The following is a 14489-nucleotide window of genomic DNA, read 5'->3' as shown; positions in this document are numbered from 1 at the left end:
CCTTTGTATCTTTATTGTTTTAACCAATACTCACTACCATCTGCCTGCCTGTCTAAAAAGCCATATTCAATTAAATAACGTCTGAGCAACACATAATCGCCATAAATAACTTTTAAGCGTTCATTTACTTCTTTTTCACTATATCGTTTACCAGAGTGGAATTGTTTCGCTATTTCTCTGAGTACGATCAGCTTTTGTTTTTCTTTTAAAGAAAATGTGGTTAACGAACCATTTTGAAAATACTTCTCCAGTACAAATGCCCGTTCTTCCTCAGTTATGTTATAACGGTCATCAATCATCACTGCGGTTGGAGGAACATCCACAAAAGTAGGAGCATGCTCATCTTTTTCCTTCAACAGCTCCATAAGCGTTAAAAAAACTTTTGCCTGCCGTTCTTTTTCCTTTAAAGTAAAGCGATGGTTCCGTATAGTTGATGCACTGCCAATTTCCATTTCTCGCTGAATGTCTGCATCGCTTTTTCCTTCGTAAAACAACTGAAGGAGTCTATTCTGATGTTCGGTTAACCCTGTAATTTTTTTATTAAGACCAATAAGATACGAGAAAACTGATTCATGCTCTTCTTTAATGTGAAGCTGCATATATCGTTCCGCTTCATAGAATGTTCCTTCATGCGGATAAATAATTCCCTTTTCCAAGCTCTCCCCACAAAGCAAACAAACACAATGACTCCCTTCGTAAACATATCCGCGTTTTAATTCTTCCAATGAAGCGTTCCAAAACCGCTCTGCGTTACCCATAAAACAAACAACCTTTCTCAACATTTACTATTTAATAAACATATTATTAAAATGTTTATAATAAGTCAATGATTTGTTTTTAACAGCAACATAAATAAGCCCCGGGCATGTCACTTGCCCGGGGCTTATTTAACCATTGCTAACCAGTTCTACCAGTGTGCTTTCCCTGCTGAAATTCTTTTTATAGCACTTTGCTTAAGAACGCTTTCGTCCGCTCATGCTGGGGTTTTCCGAATAGCTCTGACGGTTTATTTTCTTCAACGATATACCCGCCGTCCATAAAAATGACACGGTCACCCACTTCCCGGGCAAAGCCCATTTCGTGAGTAACGACCACCATCGTCATCCCTTCTTGGGCAAGCTGCTTCATTACCGCAAGCACATCCCCGACCATCTCCGGGTCAAGCGCGGAAGTGGGTTCATCAAACAGCATAATCTTCGGATTCATCGCCAGTGCCCTCGCAATGGCAACTCGCTGCTTTTGACCGCCTGATAATTCGCCAGGATAGCTTGTCGCCTTTTCTTGCAGTCCAACCTTTTCCAACAATTCATGTGCTTTTTTGATCGCTGCTTCTTTACTGTTGTTAAGCGCTTTCATTGGCCCGAGTATAATGTTCTCTACTACTGTCATGTGAGGAAAAAGGTTGAACTGTTGAAATACCATGCCTACTTCTTGTCTTACTTTGTTGATATTTACTTTTGGATCCGTAATATCATAATTGTTAATAACTACGCTTCCGCCCGTAATCGTCTCAAGCCGGTTTAGACAGCGAAGAAAAGTGCTTTTACCTGAACCGGATGGCCCAATCACGCATACTACTTCCCGCTCCTCAATAGCAGCATTAATATCTTTTAGCACCTCCAACGAACCAAATGATTTTTTTAAGTTCTTTACTTCAATCATGCTCATCGTAATTCAAATCTCCTTTCAAGGAAATTACCTAATACGGATAATAAATAAATAACGACAAAATAAATAATTCCAACAACGAGCCAGATTTTAAACGCTTCAAACGTTGCAGAAACCTGAACAGATCCCTGCTGCATTAAATCAGCGATGCCGATAATTGATAAGAGCGAAGTATCTTTTAAACTGATAATTGACTGATTTGTCAAAGCTGGTAGCATTCTTCGGAACGCCTGCGGTAAAATAATATAGCGCATCGTCTGAATACCTGTTAAGCCAATAGATCTGGAAGCTTCCGTTTGTCCTTTGTCTATCGATTGGATGCCTGCTCGGATAATTTCAGCAAAATAGGCACCAGCATTAATTGCAATGGTTATGACGCCAGCAGTTGTCCTATCAAAGGAAATCCACTCCAATGAGTTCAAACCAAAGTAAATGAAAAATAGCTGAACCAGAAATGGTGTGCCACGGATAGCATCAATAAAGATTTTGGCAATCCAGTTCAAAATCTTTAGCGGGGCAAGCCGAAAGAGTGCCATGATTAGGCCAAGAATGAATCCTAAAATGATAGCAATGACAAAGATATAAAGGGTGACTTGAAGTCCCTTCATTAAATACGGCAATGAATTAGTAATTGTCTCCATTACGCTCTCTCCTTCTAAGAAGAAAGCGCGCTATCTGCGCGCTTCCAAGCTGATAATGTTCGAATATGCTTGATCTTCACTTTCCAGGTGACCCATCTACACGCTTCTCAACTTTCTTTACTCCGCAAGATACGTGTTCAAAATCTCCTCGTATTTTCCATTTTCTTTTAATTCAGCCAATCCTTTATTGATTTTCTCAAGAAGTTCTTTGTTTTCACCTTTCAAGACAGCAATTCCGTACTGATCACCATTCAAGCGGTCGCCGACGATTTTCAAACCAAGATCCTTTTGGGCAATGGCATAAGCAATGACTGGATAATCTTCAATTAAAGCGTCCGCATTGCCATTGGCTACTTCTTGAAACATGGCTGGGCTATCATTAAACTGTGTCACTTTAAAGCCTTCTTTGTCAGCATTTTCTTGAGCAAACTTCGCGCCAATCGTCCCTTTTTTCACAGCTACTGTTTTTCCTTTTAAATCACTGACACTCTTAATGCTGCTGTTATCTTTTTTTACAACAAGCGTAATGCCAGCATCAAAATATGGCTCTGAGAAATCAACCACTTTCTTTCTTTCATCAGTGATACTCATTCCTGCAATCGCTACATCTAATTGTCCCGCTTGCATAGCCGGTATAATTCCCCCAAAGTCCATCGGAGAGAGCTTAATCTTGAAATCTTGGCTTTCGGCAATGGCATGGATTAAATCAATATCAATTCCCTTGTACTCACCGCCCTCCTCATATTCAAATGGAGGATACGTCGTATCTATCCCCACTGTGTACTCCTTTTTTTCTTCCCCTTTTTTCCCGTCCCCGTTTGTGCTGGCCGTTTTGTCTCCACCACATGCTGCAAGCATGAAAATGAATACAAGCATGAAACTTACCAAACTAAATTTCTTCATCCCATCCACTCTACTTTCCTATTTATTTATCGGCTAAATGTTGCCAATATACAGAATAATATGAATATAATCTACAGAATCAGCCGGCAATTTAATGTATGACCGGGCCATTTGTTTTATGTACCCTCCAGCTGTTTCCATATATATTCTAATACTTTTTTCGACATTTCATTGTAGATTCCTGCCTCTATATGTAAAATGTAACTGTTGTGCCTTGAGGGCTTATCCTTTTTTAGGAATTTGTTTGAAGCAATCAGGTGACGGCTACAATAAGAATTATAGGTGCATTCTCCCTTTTCACTACAATTAGTAAACGGAAAATAGGTGTAACTTATGCTGCGTATTAACAAGGAAAAACTCTTTCAATTTATTAAAATCGGCTTTCCAGTTATTTTATTTATAATTGCTTTAATAGAGATCAAACAGTTTGCTAACGGGCTAGATATTCGCTTGATCCGTTCCGAGATAAAGCATTTAAATTCGGTAGAGACGGCCCTTATTTTACTTGTGCCTTTCTGCGGTATCTTTCCAATGTTTTTTTATGATGCTGTTTTAGTTCGTGTTCTGAATATTAAAATCCAAACAAAAAAGCTCATAAAACAATCGTTCATTACTAATTCTTTTTCCAACTTAATTGGTTTTGGCGGCCTCGTGGGAGTGATGCTCCGGACTTATTTTTATAACAAGCATGATTTGGATAAGCGAAGGCTTCTAACATCTATTACTTCTGTTTCACTCTTTTATTTAACAGGCATTTCTTTGATTGCGTGGACGATCCCCACTGCTTACAAAGACTTTCCACTCATTGTTGATACAAAGTGGCTGTTTTTAGCTGTGCTGGCAGTTGGATTATATTTGCCTCTTTTCTCCCTTTTTTATTTTTATCAAAACCGACAGGGAAAAGACTCTTTAATCAATCTCCGGTCTGCTGTCACTCTTTTACTCGTTTCACTGCTGGAATGGTCCTTAGCTTTCTCAGTTATTTGGATATTGAGCATTATACTGGATATCCCTCTGCCTTTTTATGAACTTGTGCCTGTTTTTATTATCGCTTCCTGTGCAGGTATAGCCAGTATGATCCCTGGAGGACTCGGATCGTTTGACTTGGTTTTTATATGGGGAACACAGAATTTAGACATACTGGATGAAAAAGTTCTTGTGATGCTTATCTTTTACCGTGCAGGTTATTTCTTGCTTCCATTTTTGCTGGCTGCAGCCCTATTTGTAAAAGATTATTGGAACAAATGGAATCAATCGTGGGACAACTTGCCAAACACCATTATCCAGAACATCAGCCATGTTTTGCTGACTGTTCTTGTATTTGTTTCAGGACTCATTTTGCTCTTATCTGCAGCTGTGCCAGGGATTCTAGAAAGGATAAAGATTGCTCATGAAATTTTATCTTTCCCTATCATGAATCTCTCTCATCAGCTTTCAGTGGCCGCTGGTTTTATTTTACTCGGCCTGTCACGGGGAATTAATTACAACGTGAAACGTGCCTATCAACTGACGATGATCGTTTTAGGCTTCGCTGCGCTTTTCTCGCTGTTTAAAGGAATTGATTATGAGGAAGCCATTTTTATGCTAGCGGTTGCCCTTCTTTTAAAAGCTTCGAAAGGCAGCTTTTATAGAGAAAGCTATGTGCTCACCTGGGGCAAGGCTCTGTTTGATCTCACTGTGTTTTTGATCATCACTTCCATGTATTTATTGATTGGCTATTTTAATCTGCCTTCGGCAAAGCTCAATGTACCGAAAGCATTAGCTCCTTACATCATTACTAGTTACACCGATTTATTTCTTAGCGCGGCCATTGGCTTGCTTATCGCCTTTTTTATTTTAACTATCGGCTACCTGATCCGTAAGCCTAGGCTATGGATTCCAGAGACATCAGCAGCTCAAGAAGAAGAAATTTTCAATCACCTTTCCAACTATAAAGGAAATGTGCTGGCTCATTTGATTTTTCTGCATGATAAATATGTGTACTGGAACAAGGAAAAAACAGTGCTGTTTTCCTATCAGAAATATGCTGATAAGTTAGTTATTCTCGGCAATCCAATCGGGGAAGAAGCAGACTTTCCTCGTGCAATTGGGGAATTTCTAAAAATGGCCGATCTTTACGGCTACACACTCACTTTTTACGAAGTGAGCAATGACATGCTCCCTCCTCTTCATGAATATGGCTATGATTTTTTTAAACTAGGTGAGGAAGCGGCTGTTCATTTAGAAAGCTTTACTTTGTCAGGAAAAAAGATGAAAGGAGAAAGGGCGGTAAAAAATAAATTTGAACGAGAGAATTACCGCTTTGAAATAATTGACCCTCCCTTTGAAAAAGAACTCATAGCTGAACTGAACGACGTCTCACAGCAGTGGCTGCAAGGAAGAGAGGAAAAAGGATTTTCTCTTGGCTTTTTTGATGAATACTATCTCAACAAAGCAAAAATAGCTATCTTGAAAACAGCCAACCATGAGATAGTAGGATTTGCAAGCCTCATGCCAATATACGACGGCGGACGGACTATCTCTGTAGATCTAATAAGATTTCAGCCAGGTGCTCCTGCTGGCACTATGGACTTTATCTTTCTTTCCTTGTTCGAATGGTCGAAAAGCCAAGGCTATCTATTTTTCCACTTGGGAATGGCCCCACTTTCTAATGTAGGCACCTCCAAATTTTCTTTTTTAAGTGAAAAAATTGCTGCCCAAATCTTTTTACACGGCCAGTTTTTTTACCAGTTTCAAGGCTTAAGAAAGTTTAAAGAGAAGTATACGAATTCCTGGGAAGCGAAATATCTTGCCTATCGAAAAAAATCTTCCTTGCCTTTTACCATGGCACAAATTACTTTTTTAATTAGCAAGAGAAGAAAAGCACAATAAAGGGACTAGCACTCGCCAGTCCCTTTCATTATTCCGCTTTATACACACCATGTTTCACAATATCGAGGTAAGCATCAAGCTCACTCATTAACAGTTCCGGGTTCTCAAAAAAGTTATATTGCTTATTTTTTTGAAGCGTCTGATATTTTGCTGAAAGCTGCTCTACGATAAAGGCTGTCATTTGGATGACCCTTTCCTTAGACACTCCTGGCCGCAGCCTGCTCTCATCGATCAATTCTTTCGGGTACAAGCGGCTTTGCATCAAAGCAATTCCATAGGTTTCATGCTTTCTTCTTAATAAATCCTCAATCTCTGATTTAACCACTTTCGGCGGGTGCAACAGAACATCCGTGATAAACTGCATCTCTTGTTTATAAGGAGCTGTCACTTCTTGTTTCAACCAGACAGCTTCTTTAATCCGTTCAAAAAAATCATCAGATCGGATATCATCAAGTGACTCTACCGTTTTTTTCGTTGTCAGATCAATCACATGGGATGCGAGATATACATACAGATTTTTTTTGCTTTTAAAATAGTGAAAAAGAATCCCTTTAGAAATACCGGCCCGGCTTGTAATAATATCGGTAGATGCTTTTTCATAGCCATTTTTCACAAACTCTTCAATGGCTACTTTCAATATTAAATCTTTTTTAGCCTGAGGCTGCTTTTCAAAAGCTTCATACAATGCTGAACACCTCGTACTTTCATTATTAAACAGAAATATCTTTTCTCTTATATACCATAAACGCAGCAAAGAGACTAAGCAAGCATACCATTACCATAATTAATGAGTAAGCAGGCTCCAGCTTGTGATCGTTAATAATAGAAGCGGCCTCAATGTAATAAAACGGACTCATATATTTCACTACATTCAGTTCCTCTGAGAGACCTGACATCATGTTTAAAAAATAAGTGATGATGACTACAGCAATAGAGACAGCCAATGTATTTCTTGTTTTTCTCATAACAGCCGATAGCAAATAGGAGAGAGCTGCAAAGGTGAGATGAAGCAGGAGTGCTCCGATTACTAATAAAGTAAATGTTTTGTACGGCACCTCATATCCTTTTGCCAATTGGAAGCCTATCAGACTAGCCACAGCTACTACTATGTTTAAAATAAACACATTAAGAATCACAACAGCAGCTTTTTGTCCCACAATTTCATTTCTCGTTACCGGCTTTGATAACAAGAACTCAACTGTTTTGTCGTTTTCCTCCTTGGCCAGCATATTGGAAGCCAATATGGCTGCATAAATACTTCCGAGCAGCGTTGTCATCATGTATACTTCTATTCCATAAAAACCTATTAATGTACTAAGGCTGAGCTCGTTCATCTTAAATAGATCTTTCATTGAATCCGGATAGGCCTCGAATAATTTCTCCATGTCTTCTTGCTGCTCAGCAAATTGAGGAAAAATACTTAGCAGCCAAATAACCAGCCCCCCTAAAATCAAGCTCCAGATAATTAATGATTTGCGGCTACGCTTCCATTCCCTTTGAATAATCATGTATACATACTCCCCTCAGCTTTCGTAATAATGCATAAAGATTTCTTCAAGCGACGGCTCCTCTATCAACACGTCCTGCAGAGGCAAGCTGTTCAATTGCTGGAGAAGCCATTGAATGTCTCCATTGTAGAGAAGTTTGAGTTCGTTCCTTTTCACTTCGCGGCTGATCACTCCGTCGAATTCTATTGAAAGCTGATCAGCGCCTTCCATTGCAATTGTCACGTTCTTCATTTTATTTTTCGTTAAGCTTTCCATCGTTTCTACTTTCACAAGCTGGCCTTCTTTGATAATGGCCACACGATCACACATCTTTTGCACTTCGCTTAAAACATGAGAAGAGAAAAAAATCGTTGCCCCGCGCTTTTGCTCTTGATGCAGCAAGTCAAAGAAATGATGCTGCATCAATGGGTCAAGTCCACTTGTCGGTTCATCTAAAATAATAAGCTGTGGTTCATGCAAAAGCGCTTGGACAATGCCCACCTTTTTGCGGTTTCCGAAAGAAAGATCCTCGATTTTCCTATTTAAATTCAAATCAAGTATGGTAGCCAAGTCCTTCATTCTTTTCTCTTTAAAGTTTTTATGAAAGCGGGCCGAGTAAGTCAATAAGTCAATCACTTTCATATCATCATAGTAATGAACTTCAGATGGCAAATAGCCGACGTGCCGACGAATTTCCTTCGATTCTTTCACGATATCTTTTCCAAAAATAGTAGCATGACCGCTCGTCGGATAAATAAAGTTCAACAACGTGCGAATCGTTGTGCTTTTCCCAGCTCCATTCGGACCGATAAACCCAAAGATCTCTCCTTCTTCGATCGAGAAAGAAACATCTACAATCCCCCGATTGTTTTTATATGATTTCGTTAAGTTATGAAGCTCTACAATTCCCACTGTATCTCTCCCCCTCTTCCTATGCCTCTCTTATTGACTGATCAGTCAACATAACCATACTATCCATTGACTAATCAGTCAATGTTTTTATTGGAGTTTTTATCTCGTTGTACATGAAATTTAACTTTTTCACCGCCTAATCACACCAAAACTTCACAAATAATGGATACAATAAGAAGAGAAAGTGAGGGATATATATGAATGGATTAACGGTAATGATCATAGATGATGAAGAAACAATGAGGCAGCTTTTAAAAACCTTTTTGGAGAAAGAAGGCTATGCCGTTATGGAAGCATCCAACGGAATAGATGCTCTTTCTGCTATCGATAAGCAAGTACCTGATTTATTAATAGTAGATGTCATGATGCCGTATATGGATGGCTTTACTTTCGCAGCAGAGATCAAAAGAAGATATGATTTACCGCTTATTTTTTTATCAGCTAAGGGAGAAGAATGGGATAAAATTCATGGCTTAAAACTGGGGGGCGATGATTATATCGTAAAGCCTTTTCACCCTGGTGAGCTGCTAGCCAGGATTGAATCTGTTTTAAGAAGAACCAATCCTTCTTCCCGGCAAACAAATCGCTATACGATCGGACCGCTCACTCTTGATATGCAATCTTACAAAGTAACAGTGAATGGGCGCTCTCTCTCATTAACATTAAAAGAATATGAGCTGCTTTCTTGGTTAGCACAGCATCCAGGAAAAGTTTTTTCGCGGGAACAACTGCTTCATTCCGTTTGGGGTGAGGAATACAACGGCAGCGAGAGAACGGTGGATACTCATGTGAAGACATTGCGGTTAAAGCTAAAGGATCAGTCTGCTCTCATTCAAACTGTCTGGGGAATCGGTTATAAATTTGAGGTGTCCTAGTGAGAAAGAATTTTACATTAAGTCAAAAGGTGCTATTTCTTATTTTGTCCTGTATCGTCTTCACCATTGTTTTCGCTTTCTTCTTTTTGCACTTTTTGTATAAAGACTTGTACTTGAATAGCATAAGGGAATCGGTCATTTATCAGGGCGAAAGGACAGCTTCCCACTATCACTACGGTACTTTAAGTAAAGAAATTATTGAAAAAATTCATTGGTACAATGTCGTATCTGAATACGAGATTATTGCAGTTGACAATTTGGACGAGCTCTCCACTTACTTTCCTTATAAAATCAACTATGAAGCGCTTGTCAACAAACAAGACCAAAAGCGGTTAGAACAAGGCAACTATGTCATGAAAGAGGGCTATGTAAAAGAATTTAAGCGGGAAATTATCGGCGCCATCTTCCCTATTATGGGCGAAACGGGACTGATCGGATTTATTTATATTTACGTGCCGCTGGCAGCTATTCAAGAAGTATTCCAGGGCAGCCTGCCCATCTTAATTTTAACAGGCACTATATTTTTCTTGCTCTTGTTTCTTGTCGTTAACCGGATCCGACAATCACTCTTTCAGCCGCTCACAGAAATTCAGCAATTCTCACAAGAGGTATCTAAGGGGAATTATTCGAATCGCCTGCCCATTCGTGCCAACGATGAGGTTGGTCAGCTCGCAAAAGCCTTTAACAAAATGAGTTCTTCCTTGGAAAAGCAGGATATCCGGAAAAAAGAGTTTTTATCCAATGTCGTCCATGAGTTAAGAACACCATTAACTTACATCAGCGGTTATACACAGGCGTTAAAGCAGGAAATATATACTTCGCCCGAAGAAGCCCAGCAGTATTTGAATACGATTGAAAAAGAAACCGATCGCCTAAAAAAATTAATCCATGATTTAGTTGATCTTGATCATCTCCAGGAAAGCATGTACGTGCTCGATAAGGAACCTATCGCTGTCGCCCAGCTGCTGTTAGACACGCTCCACTTGTTTGACATTCACACGAGTGAAAAAAAGATTAGAACGGAAGTGAATTTCCAGGAAGATCTCATCATTGACGGTGATGCAAAGCGAATTCAGCAGGTTATTTACAACATACTGGATAACGCCATTAAATATTCCTTTAAAGAAAGCACCCTAATCATTGACTTAAAAGCAGAAGATAACGACATGCTCCTACAAGTAATCAATCAAGGCATCAGCATTCAAGAGGAAGATCTCTCACGCATAGGTGAACGCTTTTTTCGCACAGATAAAGCCAGAAGCCGGGCAACCGGTGGAACCGGCCTTGGCCTCTCTATCGTAAAAGAAATTGTCAGGCTGCACGGCGGAACTTTTTCCATTCGCAACGGACGGGCAGCCCAAGAAATCATTGTTTCTATCCGCTTGCCGTTGCTTGTTGATCCTGTTGTTTAAAAATTGCTAAGGATTTCTCACATAAACTTCACAACCATCGTTTACGCTTGGTTCAAGTATTCTTTTTTTCCAGGCGATGAGTGATGGACGAAAAGAGGTGCGCAGCATGAAGAAAATATGGCTGCTTATACTAAGTATGACATTAATCGCGCTTTCGGGCTGCGGCTTGGATAAAACCAAGCCCTATCAAATGAAATCATTCACCTTTACTAATCAAAATGGAAAAGCGTTTGGCAGCGAAAGCCTGAAAGGAAAAGTGTGGGTCGCTAATTTTATCTTTACCAATTGCGACACTGTCTGTCCACCGATGACAGCCAATATGGCTGCTTTGCAAAAACGCTTGAGAGCAGAAGACCTTCCTGTGGAGCTTGTCTCCTTCAGTGTCGATCCGGCTGTGGATACACCGAACAAGTTAAAAAAGTATATAGCTGGTTTTACAGAAGATGAGTCGAATTGGCAGATGCTCACTGGTTATACTCAAGAGCAAATCGAGACGTTCGGCAGAGAGGAATTTCAAACGCTCATTCAAAAACCCGAATCATCGAATCAGGTCATTCATAACACAAACTTTTACTTAGTGAATCAACATGGAGAAATTGTAGAGGAGTACAGCTTTACCTTAGGAGCCCACAGTGATGACATGATTAAAGACATAAAAAAAACCTTGTCAAATAGCTGAGGCTCTTTTCATTAAAGACTGATAAATTGGAGGAATGGATATGAAGAAACTATTCTGGATGATAGCCGTCGTCTTTGCTATGACGGCACTAGCTGCATGTAATAGCGGGGCAGATAAGAAGGAAGTGGAGAAACCAAAGGCGGTACAGAAAAAGGTAGAGCCGCTGGAAGCAGTACTTGATGTTCCCGAAAAAGCAGCTGTTAACGAAAATATCGCTATGAAAGCCACTGTATCGCAAGGCGATGAAAAAGTAGCCGATGCTGATGAAGTGAAGTTTGAGGTATGGGAAGAAGGCAAAAAAGAAGAAAGCAAAATGATCAAGGCAAAAAACAATAAAGACGGCACATACGAAGCAAAAACTGCTTTTGACCATGATGGACTCTTTACTGTACAAGTACATGTGCAGGCAAGAGACCTTCATACAATGCCTTTAAAGCCAGTGACTGTCGGAAAAGGGGTAACTGAAAATCACCATGAGCATGAAAAACAAGCCGGACACAGTCATGATCACGGAGAGCATGCAGAAGGCTTTGCTATGCACTTCATGGCGCCTGAAAATGTAAAAGCGAATGTCCCCACTTCATTAACCGTTCATTTGCAAATGAAAGAAGCGCCTTTGGAAAAAGCACAAGTCCGCTATGAAATCTGGAACAAGGCCAATCCTGATAAGCACGATTGGGTGGATGTAAAAGAAACGAAACCTGGCGAGTACTCTGGTGCCTATACATTCGCTGCAGCTGGCGAGTTTACTGTAAAAGTTCATGTAGAAAACAAAGAGGGCTTGCATGAACATGAAGATCACCAAGTAAAAGTAGCTCAATAGCATGTGAACAGCCTGCAAGTATATAATGTCTACCGATAAAAGCCCATCTAGCAGATGGGCTTTTATCGTGTATTAATTATTGATATACTTCTCAAATATTTCTCCGAAATCCTTTAAGTGATATTGCTCTCGGACAGATGTCATCCATGTAAAACCGAAGTCGGTCAATTCCCGATAAGTAGTTCCTAATTGTTTTTCATCTGTGCGTGAGTTCTGCAAAATACTTGCTGCTTTATCAAGGCTTTTTGAAGCCATATCTATGTATACGCTGTTCTCGTGAGTAATCTCTGCAATGCGCAGCAAAGCTTTGTATAAATCTTTTAATTGTTCAATTTGGTCTTTTCGAACATCAATATCAAATGCCTGATTTCCTAGTTGGAATTTAATTTCAACATCCATATCAATTTTACCCGCTGTTTCAAGCACAACATTAGAGATTCTATGCTGAGCATACGGATAACGTTTTAACGTTCTTTTAGAAGACACTGCGCTTTCCCCATCTACATGGATCAAAGCGAGGTTCGTAAAACAGTATTCATCTGCTTTCGTTTTAATTAAAAAATAAATTTTTTCATCATCTTCATGCATCACATAGTCATCAGCATCTGTCTTATCATAATCCGCCGGTGAAATAATCGTTCCAATGTCCGATAAGCCAAGTGCATCGGCAGCCATTTTCTTAAACATTCACTTATCCTCCCCTTAAAAATCACAAATTAAATAGCCTTCTTTCCAATTTTAACAAGAGCTTTTTGTTAAGCAAACTCTTTTTTCATCAACTAATAAAAATAAACATTTGTGGGCCAGACGTCTGTCATGAACTATCTCCAGATGAATAAAGTGGCAAACGGCCCGATAAAAAAGAAAATTGATCCCCCTCCACTCCAGGAAAAGAAGTCAGACAAATAGAGAGGCTCCTTCAATCGATAGGATAGTGGAATAGACCATTAAACCCTCTTCTGTTTTTGCCAATTGCATTGGCAAGCCTGATAAATGAACACTCACTCTTTTTCACATACAGCAATCACACACTTCTAAAAATTAAAATCATCATCCAGACAATTTGCCAAGAAAGATTTGAATATTATCCTAAAAGTCTGTCTTTTTTGCTGTTCATCCAATATAATATATCTAAATGATATATAACTAATTGATATAAGGAGATACAATGGCAAGAGAAAATCAAACAAAGTATGCAATACTTGGGCTACTTACGACTGGATGCCGCTCTGGGTATTCTATCAAACAAATGATTGATGGAAGTTTAAACTACTTTTGGAAAGTCAGCTATGGACAAATATATCCTACTCTAAAACAGCTGGTTGATGAAGGGTTTGCAACGGTAGAAACAACTTTACAAGACAAAAAACCTGATAAAAAAGAGTATTATATAACGCCCAAAGGAAAGCAAGCTCTCCAAGAGTGGATTCAGGCGCCTTTCAAAGAGCTACCAACGGAAAAAAATGAATTTTTACTTAAGCTGTTTTTTAGCCAGCACGAGGAGAAGAACATTATTTATGCTCAGCTCTCAGAATACTTAAAAAAGCTCCATGAGCGATATCAGACCTATCAAAGCATTGAACACATGATTAATAGCAGCTATGCTGACAAACACGAGGCCCAATTTTGGCTTATGACATTGGACTATGGAAAAAGGACAACAAAAGCAGCGATTGAATGGTGTGAGTGTTGTATGAAGAAAATTGACCAGTTATAGGAGGGATCATATGCCTAAAAAAATTTTTCCCGGACGTTACACTGCCAGTTCAAATGAGGAGGTTGTCGTATTTATTATCGGTATGCGAGTGAATAAATGGTGGGCTATTCATAAATGGCTGCCCGTATTCAAAGCCATGCCAGCTATGATTCGAGAGCTGTATACAAATAAAGATCTTGGCTTTTTGTCTATGGAATCGTTTTTTGGACTGCGAACAACTATCATGGTGCAATATTGGCGTTCTGCAGACGAATTGATGGATTATGCAAAAGGACAGAACCACCTTACCGCATGGAAAGAGTTTAATCAAAAAATCGGAAACAATGGTGTGGTAGGCATTTATCATGAGACATATATTGTTCCTAAAGGACAATACGAATGTATGTATGGAAACATGCCCGCTTATGGATTGGCACGGGCTACAGGCCATCAAGCCATCACACCAGAATTGCATTCCGCCCGACAGCGCCTGGATGCAGGTTTATAAAAGATCCATTACTG

The 14489-nt window shown here is 39.5% G+C and carries 15 protein-coding genes; 7 read left to right on the top strand and 8 right to left on the bottom strand.

Annotation, left to right across the window (positions count from 1 at the left end):
• Window positions 1–11 precede the first annotated feature (11 nt).
• The 4 genes from MKZ02_RS05990 to MKZ02_RS05975 form a co-directional block, all read right to left on the bottom strand.
• A complete protein-coding gene (locus MKZ02_RS05990; RefSeq protein ID WP_340852446.1) occupies window positions 12–758 on the bottom strand; it encodes a DUF2087 domain-containing protein in 747 nt (248 codons plus the stop codon).
• Between the two features lie 181 nt (window positions 759–939).
• Entirely contained in the window at window positions 940–1668 is a 729-nt protein-coding gene (locus MKZ02_RS05985; RefSeq protein ID WP_340852444.1) for an amino acid ABC transporter ATP-binding protein, read from the bottom strand.
• A complete protein-coding gene (locus tag MKZ02_RS05980; protein WP_340852442.1) occupies window positions 1665–2309 on the bottom strand; it encodes an amino acid ABC transporter permease in 645 nt (214 codons plus the stop codon). The genes MKZ02_RS05985 and MKZ02_RS05980 overlap by 4 nt, the downstream gene beginning before the upstream one ends.
• Window positions 2310–2426: 117 nt before the next feature.
• Window positions 2427–3212, bottom strand: coding sequence for a transporter substrate-binding domain-containing protein (locus MKZ02_RS05975; RefSeq protein ID WP_120037918.1), 786 nt, complete (start codon window positions 3210–3212; stop codon window positions 2427–2429).
• Between the two features lie 333 nt (window positions 3213–3545).
• On the opposite strand from MKZ02_RS05975, the gene mprF reads away from it, so the two are divergent.
• The gene (gene mprF / locus MKZ02_RS05970) at window positions 3546–6083 is read left to right on the top strand and encodes a bifunctional lysylphosphatidylglycerol flippase/synthetase MprF (protein WP_340852439.1); all 2538 of its coding nucleotides are present in this window, start codon (window positions 3546–3548) and stop codon (window positions 6081–6083) included.
• A 28-nt stretch (window positions 6084–6111) separates the two neighbouring features.
• On the opposite strand, the gene MKZ02_RS05965 is transcribed toward mprF, so the two are convergent.
• Genes MKZ02_RS05965 through MKZ02_RS05955 form a run of 3 tightly spaced genes read right to left on the bottom strand, consistent with a single transcriptional unit; the run spans window position 6112 to window position 8482 of the window.
• A complete protein-coding gene (locus tag MKZ02_RS05965; RefSeq protein ID WP_120034600.1) occupies window positions 6112–6768 on the bottom strand; it encodes a TetR/AcrR family transcriptional regulator in 657 nt (218 codons plus the stop codon).
• Window positions 6769–6793: 25 nt separating this feature from the next.
• Window positions 6794–7591: an ABC transporter permease subunit gene (locus tag MKZ02_RS05960; protein WP_340852437.1), complete on the bottom strand. Its 798-nt coding sequence runs from the start codon at window positions 7589–7591 to the stop codon at window positions 6794–6796.
• A 15-nt stretch (window positions 7592–7606) separates the two neighbouring features.
• Window positions 7607–8482: an ABC transporter ATP-binding protein gene (locus tag MKZ02_RS05955; protein WP_340852434.1), complete on the bottom strand. Its 876-nt coding sequence runs from the start codon at window positions 8480–8482 to the stop codon at window positions 7607–7609.
• Between the two features lie 197 nt (window positions 8483–8679).
• Here MKZ02_RS05955 and MKZ02_RS05950 point away from each other — a divergent pair, with 197 nt between their 5' ends.
• The 4 genes from MKZ02_RS05950 (at window position 8680) to MKZ02_RS05935 (ending at window position 12271) form a co-directional block, all read left to right on the top strand.
• On the top strand, window positions 8680–9357 hold the full coding sequence (locus MKZ02_RS05950; RefSeq protein WP_120034606.1) for a response regulator transcription factor: 678 nt from the start codon (window positions 8680–8682) through the stop codon (window positions 9355–9357).
• Complete coding sequence (locus tag MKZ02_RS05945; protein ID WP_340852432.1) at window positions 9357–10769, top strand: sensor histidine kinase; 1413 nt, start codon at window positions 9357–9359, stop codon at window positions 10767–10769. Before MKZ02_RS05950 ends, MKZ02_RS05945 begins: the two co-directional genes overlap by 1 nt.
• 106 nt (window positions 10770–10875) lie before the next feature.
• Window positions 10876–11448, top strand: coding sequence for an SCO family protein (locus tag MKZ02_RS05940; RefSeq protein ID WP_120034611.1), 573 nt, complete (start codon window positions 10876–10878; stop codon window positions 11446–11448).
• A 40-nt stretch (window positions 11449–11488) separates the two neighbouring features.
• Window positions 11489–12271, top strand: coding sequence for a FixH family protein (locus MKZ02_RS05935; RefSeq protein WP_340852428.1), 783 nt, complete (start codon window positions 11489–11491; stop codon window positions 12269–12271).
• A 72-nt stretch (window positions 12272–12343) separates the two neighbouring features.
• Here MKZ02_RS05935 and MKZ02_RS05930 read toward each other — a convergent pair whose 3' ends face one another.
• Window positions 12344–12958, bottom strand: coding sequence for a PH domain-containing protein (locus MKZ02_RS05930; RefSeq protein ID WP_340852426.1), 615 nt, complete (start codon window positions 12956–12958; stop codon window positions 12344–12346).
• Between the two features lie 481 nt (window positions 12959–13439).
• Between MKZ02_RS05930 and MKZ02_RS05925 the strand changes: the two genes are divergently transcribed.
• Together MKZ02_RS05925 and MKZ02_RS05920 are read left to right on the top strand one after the other, a co-directional pair.
• Window positions 13440–13988 (top strand): PadR family transcriptional regulator, encoded by a 549-nt coding sequence (locus MKZ02_RS05925; RefSeq protein ID WP_340852425.1) that lies wholly within the window; start codon window positions 13440–13442, stop codon window positions 13986–13988.
• A gap of 10 nt (window positions 13989–13998) precedes the next feature.
• The gene (locus MKZ02_RS05920) at window positions 13999–14475 is read left to right on the top strand and encodes a DUF4188 domain-containing protein (RefSeq protein ID WP_340852423.1); all 477 of its coding nucleotides are present in this window, start codon (window positions 13999–14001) and stop codon (window positions 14473–14475) included.
• Window positions 14476–14489 lie beyond the last annotated feature (14 nt).

This window comes from Pseudobacillus sp. FSL P4-0506, assembly GCF_038003025.1.
Taxonomy (GTDB): domain Bacteria; phylum Bacillota; class Bacilli; order Bacillales; family Domibacillaceae; genus Pseudobacillus.
The sequence above is the reverse complement of the archived record's forward strand: the minus strand, read 5'-3'. Positions and strand labels throughout refer to the sequence as shown.